At 44.0% G+C, this 15,395-nt stretch carries 18 protein-coding genes, 4 tRNA genes and 1 pseudogene; 6 read left to right on the top strand and 17 right to left on the bottom strand.

Annotated features, from left to right (window positions below):
* Window positions 1–5: 5 nt before the first annotated feature.
* From KUA46_RS03530 to KUA46_RS03450, 17 genes and pseudogenes are all read right to left on the bottom strand, one after another.
* A complete protein-coding gene (locus KUA46_RS03530) occupies window positions 6–686 on the bottom strand; it encodes a PD-(D/E)XK nuclease-like domain-containing protein (RefSeq protein WP_218487563.1) in 681 nt (226 codons plus the stop codon).
* A 1-nt stretch (window position 687) separates the two neighbouring features.
* Window positions 688–2,157, bottom strand: coding sequence for a hypothetical protein (locus tag KUA46_RS03525; RefSeq protein WP_218487564.1), 1,470 nt, complete (start codon window positions 2,155–2,157; stop codon window positions 688–690).
* Window positions 2,158–2,168: 11 nt separating this feature from the next.
* Window positions 2,169–3,053, bottom strand: a complete 885-nt coding sequence (locus KUA46_RS03520) for a hypothetical protein (RefSeq protein ID WP_334670722.1) — start codon at window positions 3,051–3,053, stop codon at window positions 2,169–2,171.
* Window positions 3,054–3,070: 17 nt separating this feature from the next.
* A complete protein-coding gene (locus KUA46_RS03515; RefSeq protein ID WP_153080437.1) occupies window positions 3,071–3,325 on the bottom strand; it encodes a hypothetical protein in 255 nt (84 codons plus the stop codon).
* Window positions 3,326–3,333: 8 nt separating this feature from the next.
* On the bottom strand, window positions 3,334–4,080 hold the full coding sequence (locus tag KUA46_RS03510) for a hypothetical protein (protein WP_218487566.1): 747 nt from the start codon (window positions 4,078–4,080) through the stop codon (window positions 3,334–3,336).
* Window positions 4,081–4,122: 42 nt separating this feature from the next.
* On the bottom strand, window positions 4,123–4,572 hold the full coding sequence (locus KUA46_RS03505) for a hypothetical protein (RefSeq protein WP_153080435.1): 450 nt from the start codon (window positions 4,570–4,572) through the stop codon (window positions 4,123–4,125).
* A 13-nt stretch (window positions 4,573–4,585) separates the two neighbouring features.
* Window positions 4,586–4,795, bottom strand: a complete 210-nt coding sequence (locus tag KUA46_RS03500; protein WP_153137944.1) for a hypothetical protein — start codon at window positions 4,793–4,795, stop codon at window positions 4,586–4,588.
* Entirely contained in the window at window positions 4,795–5,190 is a 396-nt protein-coding gene (locus KUA46_RS03495) for a hypothetical protein (RefSeq protein WP_153137942.1), read from the bottom strand. The genes KUA46_RS03500 and KUA46_RS03495 overlap by 1 nt, the downstream gene beginning before the upstream one ends.
* A gap of 143 nt (window positions 5,191–5,333) precedes the next feature.
* Window positions 5,334–5,798 carry a DUF1064 domain-containing protein gene (locus KUA46_RS03490; protein ID WP_153137940.1) on the bottom strand — a complete coding sequence of 155 codons (465 nt, stop codon included), beginning with the start codon at window positions 5,796–5,798 and terminating at the stop codon, window positions 5,334–5,336.
* Window positions 5,799–6,218: 420 nt separating this feature from the next.
* Window positions 6,219–6,290 (bottom strand) — tRNA-Ser (locus tag KUA46_RS03485).
* Between the two features lie 127 nt (window positions 6,291–6,417).
* Window positions 6,418–6,491, bottom strand: a tRNA-OTHER gene (locus tag KUA46_RS03480).
* 45 nt (window positions 6,492–6,536) lie between these two features.
* Window positions 6,537–6,613: pseudogene (locus KUA46_RS03475) on the bottom strand.
* A 121-nt stretch (window positions 6,614–6,734) separates the two neighbouring features.
* Window positions 6,735–6,807, bottom strand: a tRNA-Met gene (locus tag KUA46_RS03470).
* A gap of 550 nt (window positions 6,808–7,357) precedes the next feature.
* Window positions 7,358–7,432, bottom strand: a tRNA-Arg gene (locus KUA46_RS03465).
* A gap of 151 nt (window positions 7,433–7,583) precedes the next feature.
* Entirely contained in the window at window positions 7,584–7,829 is a 246-nt protein-coding gene (locus tag KUA46_RS03460) for a helix-turn-helix domain-containing protein (RefSeq protein WP_153137936.1), read from the bottom strand.
* 4 nt (window positions 7,830–7,833) lie between these two features.
* Window positions 7,834–8,604, bottom strand: a complete 771-nt coding sequence (locus KUA46_RS03455; protein WP_153137934.1) for a phage regulatory protein/antirepressor Ant — start codon at window positions 8,602–8,604, stop codon at window positions 7,834–7,836.
* Window positions 8,605–8,625: 21 nt separating this feature from the next.
* Entirely contained in the window at window positions 8,626–8,847 is a 222-nt protein-coding gene (locus tag KUA46_RS03450) for a hypothetical protein (protein WP_153137932.1), read from the bottom strand.
* 259 nt (window positions 8,848–9,106) lie between these two features.
* On the opposite strand from KUA46_RS03450, the gene KUA46_RS03445 reads away from it, so the two are divergent.
* From KUA46_RS03445 to KUA46_RS03420, 6 genes are all read left to right on the top strand, one after another.
* On the top strand, window positions 9,107–9,616 hold the full coding sequence (locus KUA46_RS03445; protein WP_153137930.1) for a helix-turn-helix domain-containing protein: 510 nt from the start codon (window positions 9,107–9,109) through the stop codon (window positions 9,614–9,616).
* Window positions 9,617–9,636: 20 nt separating this feature from the next.
* A complete protein-coding gene (locus tag KUA46_RS03440; protein ID WP_153137928.1) occupies window positions 9,637–10,341 on the top strand; it encodes a hypothetical protein in 705 nt (234 codons plus the stop codon).
* A gap of 79 nt (window positions 10,342–10,420) precedes the next feature.
* Window positions 10,421–12,037: an ABC-F family ATP-binding cassette domain-containing protein gene (locus KUA46_RS03435; protein ID WP_218487567.1), complete on the top strand. Its 1,617-nt coding sequence runs from the start codon at window positions 10,421–10,423 to the stop codon at window positions 12,035–12,037.
* A 142-nt stretch (window positions 12,038–12,179) separates the two neighbouring features.
* Window positions 12,180–12,800 carry a nucleotide exchange factor GrpE gene (locus KUA46_RS03430; RefSeq protein ID WP_218487568.1) on the top strand — a complete coding sequence of 207 codons (621 nt, stop codon included), beginning with the start codon at window positions 12,180–12,182 and terminating at the stop codon, window positions 12,798–12,800.
* A gap of 84 nt (window positions 12,801–12,884) precedes the next feature.
* Window positions 12,885–14,048 carry a molecular chaperone DnaJ gene (gene dnaJ, locus KUA46_RS03425; RefSeq protein ID WP_022122110.1) on the top strand — a complete coding sequence of 388 codons (1,164 nt, stop codon included), beginning with the start codon at window positions 12,885–12,887 and terminating at the stop codon, window positions 14,046–14,048.
* A gap of 100 nt (window positions 14,049–14,148) precedes the next feature.
* Window positions 14,149–15,387 carry a bifunctional folylpolyglutamate synthase/dihydrofolate synthase gene (locus KUA46_RS03420; RefSeq protein WP_217325861.1) on the top strand — a complete coding sequence of 413 codons (1,239 nt, stop codon included), beginning with the start codon at window positions 14,149–14,151 and terminating at the stop codon, window positions 15,385–15,387.
* Window positions 15,388–15,395: the final 8 nt, after the last annotated feature.

The raw sequence follows: 15,395 nt of genomic DNA, 5'->3' as shown, positions 1-15,395 counted from the left end.
ATAAATTATAATAAACACCACATGCGGAAAGCCCATTCAAGAGCCTTCTCCCTACCACGCAAATACAACTCGTCACCACGTTCAATCTTCTTGTAGAATACTTTCTTCTTGGTCTTGGAGACCGCAAAGATAAAGTCCATGTTTCCGTATCTTGGGTCTAAACTGTGCGTAAGATCCATATACCATGCACGGCTTCTATCCCAATCGACGAAATCGATCTGAGCCTCAAATTGCTCCTGTGACGTAGCTGCGGTAGTCTTCAAATCACCGCCGAACTCGCCGAGCCACCAGTCGAACTTGCAGCGTACAGGAAGCTCGAACTCGAAGCCCTGGTATTCCATCTTCATATGCGGATTGATGAATGTTTTCTGACCGACCGCATTCTTCAGGACGAAATCAAGGAACCTATCCTTCGTTGCCTGTTTCTTCAGAACAGCAAGCCGGTCTAGCCCCCATTTCCAATCCTTCTCTGTATATTTCTCGTCATCGACCGTCATGGCGTAATGATTGCACTTTTCTGGTTCGGTAACGAGAGCGTCAACGAGAGTTCCGAGATGGAAAGCCTTTCTCTTATCCTCTTCCTTTACGAAGTTGAGCTGCGGGTTCAGGGCAAATTTCAACGCAGTGAGGTCCGAATTGGAGACCTCACCACGAGAATAATAAGGGTCAAACGGTTGTTCCGCCATATTACTTAGCCGTTACCTCATCCTCATATTTAATATAAGGAGAAACGATATACTCTTCTTCGCTGTTTGCGTGTTTCTCGCAAGCCTTGCGCATGAATTCCAACTTAGAAGCAAGTTTGTCAGGAGCCATCTTGGAGCCTTCAATCGTCCACCACTGCTGGATGATGTCGAGCCAGGCATTCTTGTCGGTAACAACAAGGCGTTTTGTTACCTTGATTTTCTGCTTACCGGTTTCTCCAACGGAAGTCTGAGCGAAGAGCGACTGAGCCTGTGCAGTAGCGTGCTGGGCTGCATTCTCTGCATCACGCTTCTCCTGCTCAGCCGCAAGCTTTCTCTGCTGCTCTTCCTTAGCGGCCTCATCAGCCTTACGGATAGCCTCTTCCTTAGCCTTGCGTTCAGCCTCAGCAGCGGCAGCTTCTGCCTCCTTACGTTTGCACTCTTCCTCAGCAGCCTTCAGCTCGGCTTCCTTTGCCTTGCGTTCAGCCTCGGCAGCTTTCCGCTCTGCCTCCTTGCGCTTGCGTTCAGCCTCGTCCTTGATACGCTGAATCTCCTCCTGCTTCTTGCGCTCTTCCTCAGCAGCCTTACGTGCTTCCTCCTCTTTGCGCTTACGCTCCTCAGCAGCCTTACGTGCTTCCTCCTCCTTACGTTTGCGCTCTTCCTCAGCCTTCTTGATTTCAAGAAGTTCAGCAATCTTAGAATCAAACTTCATAAGAAGCTCATCACGTGTAGCATTTACGGTCTGCTTATAAGATGCAAGCAACGATGCGGAAATCTCCTTGTATGCGCCGTTCATAATATCCTTTGCATCATTTTCCTCAATTTCGGAAGAGTATGAAGGCTTGTTATTAACGAACAGATGTCCGAGGTCAAGAACATCAGAACACTCTGTAATACGTTTCTTAACTTCATCCTTGTTGTCAAGGGTGAGAAGAGAGAACGTGTTATTAAGTGAGTTGATAGCAGCAGAAGAATGCTCTGTGAGGAGATTGTTCAAGATATCAATCGTATCAGTCTTCAGCTTAATCTTGGCCTCCTTGATGCGCTCCTGGCGCAGGCGTTCCTGCTCAGCCTTACGCTGCTGTTCAAGCTTGTATGCCGCATACTCGTTGCGCTTCTCCTGAATCTTATAGACAACAGAATCGGTGTTCTTGATAGAGATAAGGTTCTCCATCATAGTAAAACCCTTACGGACAATATCGAACACTTGGGTAACACCCTTACGTTTCTCCGTCATTGCTTTCTCTGTCAGTTTAGCTTTCTTGATAAACTCAGCGGCTCTCTCGTCAAGAGCATCGTTCATTCCGGATACGCCAATATCAAACAACAGAGACTCACCTGCATTCACGCATGCCTCATAAGATTTCCTGTTGGCTTGCACCGCATTTTCCGTATCAGATTTTAGCGTTGCAATCTGTCTTGTAATATTGTTGGCTTGTTGTTGTACCAACTGCAATTCTGTATTTTCTGCCATATATAACAATTTTAAAATGGTGAATCACTGTCAACCTTTACCTTGACGCCTTTGTCTTCCGGTGCGGTATCTCCGGCGCCAAAGGCTTCCTGAGTCGGTTTCTGCTGAGTCTGCATGTCGATATCGGCCTGCAAAAGAGCGCCCAGACCAACCTTCAGTTTAGGATAGCCCTTGAACGCATGCTTGCATGTCTTCGAGATAAGGAAGCCTGTATCAATATCCTTGAAGTACGTTCTTCCATCGCTGCCGACATAGTTTCCTCCGTAAAGGGCATTAGCCTTGCGGTCTTTCCCGCCGAATTTAGCCGAATACTCACGCAAGCGGTCAATACCTTCACGGTCAAGAACGAAGTAATCGTAGGCATTGTTCGGAAGAATAATCTTCACATAACAAGCAACGATGTATGAATTTTCAGGTCGAGGATAAGTCTTTGCGTAATCAACGTACTTATGACCGTCTCGTTCACCGAAACGAAAATCGTCACAATTGTAAACTACTACAGGATTGTCACAACGAACAATCTGACCGGCTCGCTGGCGAAGAAGGATTTCTCCATATCCAGTATAGGTGATCTTGGCCGTATAATTCGTTTGTCGGGTATTCTTGTCGTAGTTACTGTAGCCCATGAGGTAACAGAGTGTCGTAGTTCCCTTTTCGAGAGACAAACCGTTAATTGCCAGGTTCATGAAGGCATCATGAATATTCAGTGATGGAGCCTTTTCAAGATAGCCCTTGAACGAGCCATTGAGAAGTTCTTCGTTGAAGAATGCCTTCTGCTCTTCGAAGAATACTTCTCCGCCCTCTCCGAACTTCTGATTGTACACCTCGATGAATCTGTCTCTTGCCAAATCGCAAATCTGATTATGAGGCGTTTTGTTTAACTGCTCTATATCCATTTGTATAGATTTTGAAATTAATGAACTCTATCTAAATATCTGAAGTAAGTTTCCACCGTCACGCTTTCGCCCTTTTCATTAAGGCGTTCATAATGAAGTGGAACCTTACCGAGTTTTCTACCCTCACCTTCAATGTAGTTGAGGTATGCCGCCTTTCGGGCCAGCTGTACCGACTTGCTTCGTGGAAGTTCCATGATGCACGCATGCACCTTACGCAAGTCAAGTACAGCAAAGGCCATCTTGGCGGGCATTTTTGCTATTCTGTTATCCATTTCTGTCATTACACTTCCATAATAGGAATCTCAGGACAGAGCTTACGAATCTTGTCAAGCTCCGTATTGATGATCTTGTCGCGGGATTCTTCGATGATACATTCTGCATCAGCAGAGATAAGCGTCAGTAATGCCATGTTGCCTTCGACGTGAGCGATAGTCTCGATTGAAAGCTTCTCAGGCTCTGCGCCCTTGAAAATAGGAATATTGATGGTGAACGATGGAGGAAGATTAGAGTCTACAGCCTTCTCATAGTTGTCAGTCACGGAACCATTGTCGCTGTATTCCTTCTTGATTGTTGTCTGAACCTTCGCCGAGAAGCTCTTGAGGAGATTGACGAGTTCCATGTTCTTCTCCTTCGTCTCGAAGAAAGAACGGTTGAGTCGGAAAAAGTCACCAAGCTGTACCGGTTTCCACAACTGACCGTCATTGATATGAAATCCCGTAAACTGACGAGACAGCTGAATAGAGCCGATAATTGTCTGTGTAGTGCGCTCATCATTCTCGTTTGTAACAAGAGTAACAACGAGCTTCTCTCGATTAACCAGGATATGCGTATGCTCTTTGTCAATCTGCTCTGTACCCCAACGCTTCTCAAGAAAGGCATAGATACAGGTAATAACACCGTCTACCTGAAGATTAAGAGGCTCCTTTGCAGGAAGCTTATAAGGGTTCTCGTTACCTACCTCACGGAGAACAATCTCCGCATGATCCTGTCCAGGAGCGAGGTCTATCTGCAATTTTTCATTGTTCATTTTACAAAATATTTTAGAATTTAGAAACTATGTGAAAGCAGACTACATAGCCTGCTGATCACGGTTAATTGAGTATACATTGCTAGGGAGTTCGTCACGTGTTGCCGGACGGGAAGAAACAAGATTACCCTCCTTGTCATAGAAGGCAGTCATCTTTGCTTCACGGTCAACAAACTTGTAAACCTTCTCGTTAACCATGCTACCCTTCTGCTTGATTTCCTTAAGGAGAGAAGAAATCTCTTCCTTGATAGGCTTCAGCTCTGCCTTTTTCTGCTCACGGAAATCCTTGATTTCCTCCTCGATGTCAGATGCTCGTGCAGACTGAAGAGCGAACAGGTCCTTCTTCTTCATCAGCTCATCAGAGTTGAATCGCTTGATGAACTCCATTTTCTCAACAGAGTCCGCGTTGTTGGCGAGGAAATCCTCACGCTCCTCCAGGTCCTCATACTCATGACCGAGGGTTGCTGAAATAGTTGCTTTTTCTTTTGCCATTGTGTTATATGAATTAATGTGTTAATACTCGGCGCCAGCGTCCACGCTTAAATTTCTTGTCCGCGTGAATTCCGAACAATTCCGGTGTTGTTACGCCATTCATCATAGGAAGCACATTGCCCTTCTGCAAAATACTTTCGAAATGAGAAGAAGTGACAGGAGCGTGGCAGATGATGTTCTTCTTGACATCATACAGGTTGCCGTACTTTGATACTACGCCCATTACACGTCCTCCTCCATTATTTTCAACAACTCACGGAAACCTTCAGCGCCATGCACCTCTCCGTTTTTCACTTTTTCCTGGAGTTCGTCGAGCTTCTTCATCTTAGCGAGGAAAGAGTTCTTCTTGTCCTCAAGCGAATTGAGGCGCTTGGTGATTGCCAGTTCCGGGTTATCACTGAGAATGATGTCCAATGCGATGCCGGCGAAAAGGTTCGTATTATTCTCCCTCTTGCCTTCATCATCAATCTCGTCGATATCACGAGTAAACTGGTTTTTGCCGTCGATAACCTTCTTGATTTCATTGAACTCAGAAAGATTCTTCGAGATGTCGAATGCTCTGCCAACAAGAGCCTGCTTGTCAATTACTACACTGACGATAATTTTGTCTTTGTCCATAATTTAAAATATTTAGAATTAAACTACTAGTCTTCCTTATCCCAACCAAGGAGATGTGCGACGAATGCGCATGCAGCGAACATAGCTACTGTTGCTATGAGACTATTGATAATAATAACCATATCTTCTTGTTTTATACCTTATTATATAATATAGCAATCGGACGGTGGATAATCAACGATTTTCCACTCGTTCTTCTTTATCTTGATAGCCTTACGGAATATCACAACAGACTCGCCGTTATGACGTTTCCTATTGTGAGCGATAAGTCTTGCCACCACAGCCTTTGTTGTAATCGAGAACTCTCTGAGCTTTGAGGTATAGAGGCTCTTGACATCACATATCACAATCTTCTCGCCTTCCCGGTAAACGAAGTCGGCAGTATAGTTATGCCCGTAAAGCAGTGACCTTCTCTCATACTTGACCTTAGTTTTAAGCTGCTTTGGTTTCAGCATCCATACCGGGTTGATGGCCGTGATGGTTACCTGTCTGTGTATGCAGCTTATACCAGGATCATCGAGGATGGTCTGCAAGTACAGATACTCCTCTCTTGAATCGTATTCGTTCCCGTCAGGAGCGTAATACTTCTTTGAACCTACGCGTCCCATGTCTTGCCGGCCTCCGCTCCGGGATTTTTGGAAAGCAGATTGATAGCATCAGAGCCATACCTCTGCCACATTTTATTACCCCACTGAATAAGATATTCACCCTTTCTGGCTTCAAGTCTACCATCCGTATATTTCGGTTTAATGCGAACAGTAATGTCCTTTCCGTTCTGTTCTACGTTTTCAACGCATTCCAGATTCCGAAGAGCATTAATGTTTTCCTTACTGATTCTTATTATGTTTTTAACTTTCATCTATAGTAAAACCTCTCCGTTTAGCCAACCACGCAAGGCAGGAGAGGTGATTGCACGTGGTTATTGTGAGATGGAGTAGAAGTCAATGTTAAAGGGAGGAGGGACAATAGACACCCTCACTCCCAAAGATAATCAAAAACTGTAAATTTATGGCACTCACAATTAAGTGAGCCACATGCAGGACTCGAACCTGCGACCTGTCGGTATCTTGGACTGCTCTGACCAACTGAGCTAATGTGGCTTGTACCTCCTACTTTCACAAGCAAGAGGATATTAATACTCAAATTTAAATATAAATGACTTATAAGAAAAAGTGCCGACCTCTGTCAGCTAATGAAAAAATATTTTTTGAAATTTACCTACTTGGGAAGCCCAGGGGAGACTCCAACTCCCAACCTCGCGGAAAGAGAACCGCGGCTCTATGCAGTTGAGCTACTGGGCGACGCATAAGTTAACCAATCAAAATTCTTGAAAAATGAAAGAAAATTGGGAAGAGAGGATGGATTCGCACCATCGACCTCCAAGGAACCTTCCCCTGGCGCTCTACTACTGAGCTACTCTCCTCAGAAATAAAAAATAATCTATTCTAAAATAGATAGACGTACCCTATCTTCTCAGACCCCAGATACGCAAAAAACAATCTTTTCACATGTAAACAATTTATAGCTTAAAAAATAAACATTTGTGGCAGGTACAGAACTCGAATCTGTGACCTCTAGGTCATGAACCTAGCGAGCTACCAACTGCTCCAACCTGCGATGTATGCAGCCTATCTTCACAGACGAGCTGCATTTTTAATTGAATTAATTTGAATATGAAATACAATGAATTACTTTTTGGAGGCTAGGGCTCAACGAAGAACCTCTTGCGATGATAAGATCGGTATCATTTTGTTATCGCCGTGCATCAGTTACACTACTAACCTCTTGATTATATTTTATGAATGAGCAATTCTCACTTCATTTGGATTTACCAGACTGCAACGTTTTCGGCAGTGCTTGCACCGACAATTCTTCGTTCCGGTGTAGTCCGTCTGCTTACTTGATGCAGATTAGCTGGATTTTCGTATGTCGTGCGTCCTTTCGCCAGGTCACGGCATCCATTGATGCTCTCCAGTTACTTCTTTTACACGCATACTATTTCTGTGCATCAACATGTCAAAGAACTATCTTCCATGTCCGCTCAATGAAACTCTCATCTGACGCAAGATTGTCGCTGCCCGAACGACCTACTTTATAAGGTATAAGGACTTACCTTTGCGCCGTCAGAGAGGAATTCAACTACTAAACGGAACTAAAAAAAAGAGTGTGACTGAGGCGAGGCTCAAACTCGCGACCCGGTGATTAGGAATCAACCTGCTCTATTCAACTGAGCTACTCAGTCTGGTTTGGTGCGAAAGAAGCTAAACGAACAGACATCGCCCCAAAGTGTCTACCGCTGTAGACGTAAACAAAATAACTAACAACATGCTCTCACGAGCAAATGAAACAAACCTATAACTTTAACCATACCAATATTCATCTTATTTCCAATGCTAGCAGATGATCCTATTCTTTTCTACCATCTTTCGAACATCAGAGACCTTATAGAATATGGTGTTTCGCACCTTATAGTAAGGCAGAACACCCGATTCTCTCAAATCTTTTATGTATTCCTTACTAACACCGCCAAGGTATGCCAGGATAGTCTTATTGGTCAGGAATTCCTGGTCTACTTCCTTCAACGAGATGATTTTCTCCACCACGTCGATACCGACCTTGCTTCGGTTCTTTCCTACCATAGGTTTAATCTTTAACGGATTCTTTTTCTATAGTAGGTATAATGCCATGTTTCTTTAGCTCATTATACAAGAATAATCTTCCTTTCTGAGTCCACTTTGTGTGCATTACTGAACCTACACTACCATCACGGTGAGTGATAGAAACTGTTTCTGACTGAACATAGCCACAAGGGAGATACTTTGCGTAGAGAATCCACTGACCGCCAACTTTATGCTGAATGCCGAAGTTTCTCAGCAAGATATTGAACGATTTTGCTGATTGACCGTAGTCCTGAGCAATCTGTGTCGTCGTAACGGTCTCCTTGCACGAAAGGATTGTATCAACATAGCTAACCTTTGGCTGCATCTCGGTGATTGTGGCCGAGAGCTGTACAATCTCTTTATTCTTCGATTCTAGAGCAAGCTGTTGTTGCTCTATCTTCTCCTGCTGCTTTGCTGCAAGCATAAGGGCCTCAGAGAAAGACTGAGGTACTTGATACTGCTCCAGGTGATTCTTCTTCTCAAGTTCTTCAAGCTTATTTATGATTTTCTCACGGAGCAAAGCGTCATAGCCGCTCGCCAAAATCAAGCAACCCTTTGGCGTTAGCTCAAACATTGGCCTCACCTCTCCTTTTTTATCTTTATAACGAACCAATCCAAAGTTGGATCCGTTAACTCCCTGCTCTATCAATGAGCGAATATCACGCATCACATGAGCATGCTTTTTCCCGGTTATCTCTGCAATTTCGAGAGATGTCATTGTATCGGTTCTTCCGAGTTTTATGATTTCCTCCATACTTTAATCTTTTAAAGTTTACTACTCAACCGGAACAGCGGTGATAATCGCTGTATGGTTCTTGTAATCTGCCGAGGTTGAGTACTTAAGCACTCCTTTAGGCAAATCTTCGTATTGAGCAAGCTGATAGGCGTATGTTACTGCCGACCGAACTGCTTTTGCGGACTCAAGCAGAAAGATTTCAAATTTTCCTGGTTTGATGCCCAATATGTCCTGTTTTGTTATTCTTGCAACTTTTTTCATCTTTGTTACTTAAATAATTCATTAAAAATTTGGAGGTATGCGAAAAAAGTCGTATATTTGCAGTGTCAATGTAAAGTACGTACTTTCGGTCGCACAAGCCTCCGTTTGTAACGGCTTTGTTGGTTACTCGACCGTCAACGAGTGCAAAGGTACAAAAACTTCGGTAAAGTACCTAATGTTTCGGTAAAATACTTCGGTATATTACCGAATTTTAACGTTTCGAGTCGATTTAGTTGCGTATATAAAACTAAGAAGCATTATGGGAACATTAAATTCGGTACAAGAAAGGTTAGATTACCTCATCAAGATTAAGAAGATGAGCGAGAATGCCTTCATGAAGGCTACAGGAACAAACAACATCGGCAAGATGAGAAGCGGGAAGCTGTCAATATCCGAGGGAACGATTAGTAAAATATGCAATTCTCTTGGGGTTAGCTATAGCTGGCTAAAGTATGGAAGCGGTAGTATGAATGGAAATATGGTAATTCAGCTAGGCGAAACGCATCAGAAGATAGAAGAGTCCATCAACGAGGCGTTTAAGCACGGCATACCGATGGCGCAGTTGATAAATGCCGGGAACGTTGGTGACAATAATCAAAACATAACTACGGGAACGGAACGAGCCAAGGAGCGTGAAGAGGAGTCGTTCAAAGACAAGAATGCCCAGCTCATTCAGATCATCAATGCACAGAACGAGACTATCAAGTCTAAGGACAGTGAGATTCGTCTTCTCAGGAAGATTCTTGCTGATAACGGAATCGAAGTATAACATTATAATATATAAGGATTATGAAGAAGGTATTATTAGCAGCAATGATACTTCTTGCAGGAGCATCATTCACATCATGCAGCAGTAGCGATGATGACGGAACAATTCCTGGAGCAGAGAAGCCAAACTACAAGATTCACGACAACAATATTGTCGGAGTATGGAGAGGAGGCAACTACTACTTTGTTTCATTCTCGTCTGACAAGCACAACGCTTCTCTTATCTCAAACAAGTTTCTTGATGAAGGAGATTATAGCATCAAAGGGGACACGATTACCGTAAGCAACAAGTACTTCGGCAACGAAACGAAATATGTTGTGAACAGCTTAAGCTCAAACAAGCTTTCTATGACCATTACATATAACGACAGATGGGAAGGAAAGAAAACAGAAACCATGAGCTTCACCAAGTCTGAAGACGAACCATGCACAAAGACTAATGATTTGGTCGGCAAGTCATACTATGCTCAGTATTCAGTAAGTCACGGAAGCCAGCACTGGAACAAGACATTTCTGACATACAACACCATATCATGCACGAGAAGCGATGCAGCCAGCTCTACTCCATCCACATTCTACTATGTATATATGAAGCCAACGCTTTACTTCTATGTAATAAGGAGCAATGAATTCTACTACGATACCGTAAGATGCGGCAGAGTTGAGTTCAATTCAAACAACCAAATTGATGGCATGGGTTCGCTTTATGGTGATAAGCTATACTAAACGTATTTGTCAGCAATATGCAAGTAACAGAAAATAAGAATTTATAAACAATTGATAATAAGGGACTTATAAAATTAAGATGATTACAGTACAAAATCTTGCGATCCAATTCGGAAAGAGAGTGCTTTACAAGGATGTAAACCTCAAGTTCACTCATGGTAATATTTATGGTATCATCGGTGCTAACGGTGCCGGAAAATCTACTTTCCTCCGCGCTATCAGCGGCGACCTTGAACCAAACAAGGGTACAGTAGAAATGGGACCAGGCGAGCGACTTTCTGTCTTGGAACAGGACCACTTCAAATATGACGATTTCCGCGTGATGGATACCGTTCTGATGGGTCATCAGCCATTATGGGAAAACATGAAGGAGCGCGAGCGCCTCTATGCTAAGCCAGAGATGACAGAAGAAGATGGTAACCTCGCTGCTGAGCTGGAGCTCAAGTTTGCAGAAATGAATGGTTGGGAGGCTGAAAGCAATGCCGCACAACTTCTGCAGAACCTCGGTGTAAAGGAAGACCGCCACGACAAACTCGTTGGAGAACTCTCTAATACAGAGAAGGTGCGCGTGATGCTGGCAAAGGCACTCTTCGGCAACCCAGACAACCTCCTTCTCGATGAGCCTACCAACGACCTCGACCTCGACACAGTTGAGTGGTTGGAAGAATATCTCAGCAACATTGAACAGACCGTACTCGTAGTATCTCACGACCGTCACTTCCTCGATGCTGTAAGTACCCAGACCGTAGATATCGACTTCGGTAAGATTACGATGTTTGCAGGTAACTACTCTTTCTGGTACGAGAGTTCTCAGTTGGCTCTCCGCCAGGCTCAGAACCAGAAGATGAAGGCTGAAGAGAAGAAGAAGCAGTTGGAAGAATTCATCCGCCGATTCTCAGCTAACGTTGCTAAGAGTAAACAGACAACATCCCGCAAGAAGATGCTGGAGAAACTGAACGTCGAAGAAATCCGTCCTTCAAGCCGTAAATACCCAGGCATCATCTTCCAGATGGAGCGTGAGCCAGGTAACCAGATTCTGGAGGTAGAGGGACTGAAAGCATGCGACGAAGACGGAACAGTGCTTTTCGACCATGTAAACTTCAACATAGAAAAGGGCGAGAAGGTAGTATTCCTCTCTCACAACCCTAAGGCGATGACCGCACTCTTCGAAATCATCAACGGCAACCGAAAGGCTGACGCAGGTGACTACAAGTGGGGTGTTACTATCACAACAGCTTATCTCCCACTCGATAATACAGAATTCTTCCAGAGCGACAAGAATCTGGTAGACTGGTTGAGCCAGTATGGTCCAGGTAACGAAGTTGCCATGAAGGGCTACCTCGGAAGAATGCTCTTCAGCGGCGAAGAAGTACTGAAGAAGGTAAATGTCCTCTCCGGAGGTGAGAAGATGAGATGTATGATTGCACGCATGCAGTTGCAGAACGCCAACTGCCTGATTCTTGATACACCAACCAACCACTTGGACCTGGAGAGTATTCAGGCATTCAACAACAACCTGGTAGGTTTCAAGGGCAATATCCTCTTCTCTAGCCACGACCACGAATTCATCAACACCGTGGCAAACCGTATCATCGAGCTCACTCCATCAGGCACCATCGACAAGCTCATGTCTTATGATGAGTATATCTACGATGAAGCTATCAAGGAGCAGAAGGCTAAGATGTACGGATTCTAAACAGAAAGTTATTCTGCTGTTTTAAACAGCAACCACAAATTATCTTATAATTTAATAGTGCCAATTCGATGAGAATCGGGTTGGCACACTTTTTGTCAAGCAACCAATAACAAGAATTATCATGTTTAAAAAATTTAAGACTATGTCAAAAGAAAAAGAAATCAATATAGAGGACGGAAACGTTCAGGAGACTGTTCAGAACGAAAATAATGAGCAGACAACTCAAAATGAAAATACTGAGGAAAATCAGAATACTGACAACAAGGCAGAAGAAGGTGACAACAATACAGACGCTGCTGACAAGAAGGCAGAAGAGATTGATCCTTTAACAAAAGCACAGCAAGAGGTAGAGGAACTCAAGAAACAGTTGCTCTATAAGACAGCTGAGTTTGAGAATTACCGCAAGCGTACCCTCAAAGAGAAAGCAGAACTGATTTTGAATGGCGGTGAGAAGACTGTAGCTGCTATTCTGCCTATTCTCGACGACTTTGAGCGTGCCATCGCTGACAAGAGCGAAGACCCTAAGGCTATCAAGGAAGGTGTCCAGATGATTTTCAACAAGTTCATAAAGACACTCGAAGGTCTTGGCGTAAAGAAGATTGAAACCAACGACAAGGATTTCGATGTAGATTTCCACGAGGCTATTGCTATGGTTCCAGGAATGGGCGATGACAAGAAGGGAAAGATCATTGACTGCGTCCAGACAGGTTATACGATGAACGACAAGGTGATTCGCCATGCCAAGGTAGCTGTAGGTCAGTAAGAAAGAAATATCAAGAATTATTTTTCAAAATCCAGAACATTCCATTAGAATTCTGCAAGAAAATTCAATATTTGAAATAAGCAAATGGCTAAGAGAGACTATTATGAGGTGCTGGGCGTAGACAAGTCGGCATCAGAAGACGAAATAAAGAAGGCTTATCGAAAGATAGCCATCAAGTATCATCCAGACCGCAACCCTGGCAACAAAGAGGCGGAAGAGAAATTCAAGGAAGCTGCCGAAGCTTACGAAGTTCTCCACGATGCCCAGAAGCGCCAGCAGTATGACCAGTTTGGTTTCGACGGCCCACAAGGTGGATTCGGCGGATTCGGCGGTGGTGCCAGCATGGACATGAACGACATCTTCTCTATGTTTGGAGATATCTTTGGCGGACACGGCGGTTTCAGCGGCTTTGGTGGAGGCGGATTCGGTGGCGGCTCACAGAAGCGGGTTTACCAGGGTGGCGACCTTCGCGTAAGAGTAAAACTGACTCTCCAAGAGGCAGCAACAGGTGTTACCAAGCGCTTCAAGATTCGCAAGGATGTAACTTGCTCTGCATGTCACGGAACAGGTTGCGAAGGTGGTGCCCAGCCAGAAACATGTCCGGAATGTCATGGAAGCGGCTATGTCTTAAAGACGGTGCGCAGCATGTTCGGCATGATGCAAACCCAGGCTGCCTGTACAAAGTGTGGCGGTGAGGGAACTATCATCAAGAACAAATGTAAGGAATGCGGTGGCGACGGAATCGTGAAGGGCGAGGAACTCGTAGAAATCAATATCCCTGCAGGTGTCGACAACGATATGGTTGTTACCGTTGAAGGAAAGGGTAACCAAGGCAAGCACAATGGTCTCTACGGAAACCTACAGGTAATGGTAAGCGTAGAAAAGAACGATGATTTCGAGCGTGTTGGTCAGGACTTATACCATAATCTTGTTCTTGACTTTGCAACTGCCACTTTGGGTGGCGAGGTAGAAGTCCCTACCTTGGATGGTAAGACGAAGATCAAAATAGAACCAGGCACACAACCAGGCAAACAGATCCGTTTGCGTGGCAAAGGTATGCCGGCTATTCAGGGATATGGTTATGGCCGTGGTGATATTATCGTCAATATTACCGTTTTCATCCCTACCTCTCTGACCAAAGAAGAAAAGGATCTTGTTGTGAAATTCAAGGAATGCGATAATTTCAAAGCAGATAATGCAGAGAAGAAATCTCTCTTTGAAAGTTTCAAGAATCTCTTTAAAAAATAAACAGTAAAGAGCAATCCCCGAAGAGGGCGAACTATCTTCGAAAGAACGGTTCGCTCTTTTCGGGGATTATCTGTATATATAATAAGGTATAACATATAACATGAATTATCAAGAAACTGTTGAATATCTTTTCACCAGCACGCCGGTTTTTGAAAAGATTGGAGCCAAGGCATACAAACCTGGGCTTGATACGATGTATAAAATGGATGAACACTTCGGACATCCTCATAACCAATATAAATGTATCCACATTGCAGGAACCAACGGAAAAGGTTCATCATCCCATACCCTTGCTGCAATCCTGCAGAGCCAGGGCTATAAGGTCGGTCTGTTCACATCTCCACATCTTGTAGATTTCAGAGAACGCATTCGCGTAAATGGTGAGATGGTAAGCGAAGAGTATGTAATCGACTTTGTAGAAAACAACCGGAAATTCTTCGAACCGCTACATCCTTCGTTCTTTGAACTGACCACCATGATGGCATTTCAGTATTTTGCAGAACAAAAGGTAGACTTTGCCGTCATCGAAGTTGGATTGGGAGGAAGACTGGATAGTACCAACATCATCACTCCTATCCTATCCGTTATCACGAACATCAGTTTTGACCACACCCAATTCCTCGGGAATACACTCGGCGAGATTGCAGGCGAAAAGGCGGGTATCATCAAGCCACAGATTCCTGTCGTTATTGGCGAATGGAACGAAGAGACCCAACCTGTATTCATCAAGAAAGCCCATGAGCAGAATTCTCCTATCCATTTTGCACATACAACTGACGCAGACACGAACTTCGAACTGAAAGGCAACTATCAGAAAAAGAACTTCTGCACCATATCCGCAGCCGTAGAATGCCTGAAGGAAGAAGGAATAAAAATCAAAGATGAAAGCATAAAGAACGGCTTCGAACATGTATGCGAGCTGACAGGCTTACGTGGCAGATGGGAAAAACTCAACGAGCACCCTCTCACCATCTGTGATACGGGACATAACCTTGCCGGATGGGAGTATCTGGAACCTCAGATTGCATCCGTCAAAGCCGATACGAAACATATTGTCTTCGGAATGGTTGACGACAAAGATGTAGAGCATGTAATGGGACTATTAGAAAAGTTGCCAAAAGAAAGCACGATTTTCTATTGGACACAGCCATCAACCAAAAGAGCGATTCCTGTAGACAAATTATACGGATACGCACAAAAGCACGGCTTAAACGGAACATGCTATCAAACTATCGCACAGGCATTTAACAAAGCAAAAGCAAACGCAAAAAAAGATGATTTTATCTTTATTGGCGGATCAAGTTACGTCGTTGCCGATTTGCTATCAGAATCGTTTTAGGATTTTTT

Origin of the sequence: Segatella copri, from assembly GCF_019249765.2 — a bacterium.
GTDB classification, from domain to species: domain Bacteria; phylum Bacteroidota; class Bacteroidia; order Bacteroidales; family Bacteroidaceae; genus Prevotella; species Prevotella copri_K.
This window is presented reverse-complemented; position numbering and strand designations above follow the sequence as displayed.

Bases quoted from the DNA above. Each gene is read 5' to 3' on its own strand.
- KUA46_RS03445 (WP_153137930.1), top strand. From the start codon at position 9,107: ATGGGAACATTAAATTCGGTACAAGAAAGGTTAGATTACCTCATCAAG.
- KUA46_RS03455 (WP_153137934.1), bottom strand. From the start codon at position 8,604: ATGGAGGAAATCATAAAACTCGGAAGAACCGATACAATGACATCTCTC.
- KUA46_RS03530 (WP_218487563.1), bottom strand. From the start codon at position 686: ATGGCGGAACAACCGTTTGACCCTTATTATTCTCGTGGTGAGGTCTCC.
- KUA46_RS03515 (WP_153080437.1), bottom strand. From the start codon at position 3,325: ATGGATAACAGAATAGCAAAAATGCCCGCCAAGATGGCCTTTGCTGTA.
- KUA46_RS03490 (WP_153137940.1), bottom strand. From the start codon at position 5,798: ATGGGACGCGTAGGTTCAAAGAAGTATTACGCTCCTGACGGGAACGAA.
- KUA46_RS03525 (WP_218487564.1), bottom strand. From the start codon at position 2,157: ATGGCAGAAAATACAGAATTGCAGTTGGTACAACAACAAGCCAACAAT.
- KUA46_RS03440 (WP_153137928.1), top strand. From the start codon at position 9,637: ATGAAGAAGGTATTATTAGCAGCAATGATACTTCTTGCAGGAGCATCA.
- KUA46_RS03450 (WP_153137932.1), bottom strand. From the start codon at position 8,847: ATGAAAAAAGTTGCAAGAATAACAAAACAGGACATATTGGGCATCAAA.
- KUA46_RS03500 (WP_153137944.1), bottom strand. From the start codon at position 4,795: ATGGGCGTAGTATCAAAGTACGGCAACCTGTATGATGTCAAGAAGAAC.
- KUA46_RS03510 (WP_218487566.1), bottom strand. From the start codon at position 4,080: ATGAACAATGAAAAATTGCAGATAGACCTCGCTCCTGGACAGGATCAT.
- KUA46_RS03460 (WP_153137936.1), bottom strand. From the start codon at position 7,829: ATGGTAGGAAAGAACCGAAGCAAGGTCGGTATCGACGTGGTGGAGAAA.
- dnaJ (WP_022122110.1), top strand. From the start codon at position 12,885: ATGGCTAAGAGAGACTATTATGAGGTGCTGGGCGTAGACAAGTCGGCA.
- KUA46_RS03520 (WP_334670722.1), bottom strand. From the start codon at position 3,053: ATGGATATAGAGCAGTTAAACAAAACGCCTCATAATCAGATTTGCGAT.
- KUA46_RS03435 (WP_218487567.1), top strand. From the start codon at position 10,421: ATGATTACAGTACAAAATCTTGCGATCCAATTCGGAAAGAGAGTGCTT.
- KUA46_RS03505 (WP_153080435.1), bottom strand. From the start codon at position 4,572: ATGGCAAAAGAAAAAGCAACTATTTCAGCAACCCTCGGTCATGAGTAT.
- KUA46_RS03420 (WP_217325861.1), top strand. From the start codon at position 14,149: ATGAATTATCAAGAAACTGTTGAATATCTTTTCACCAGCACGCCGGTT.
- KUA46_RS03495 (WP_153137942.1), bottom strand. From the start codon at position 5,190: ATGGACAAAGACAAAATTATCGTCAGTGTAGTAATTGACAAGCAGGCT.
- KUA46_RS03430 (WP_218487568.1), top strand. From the start codon at position 12,180: ATGTCAAAAGAAAAAGAAATCAATATAGAGGACGGAAACGTTCAGGAG.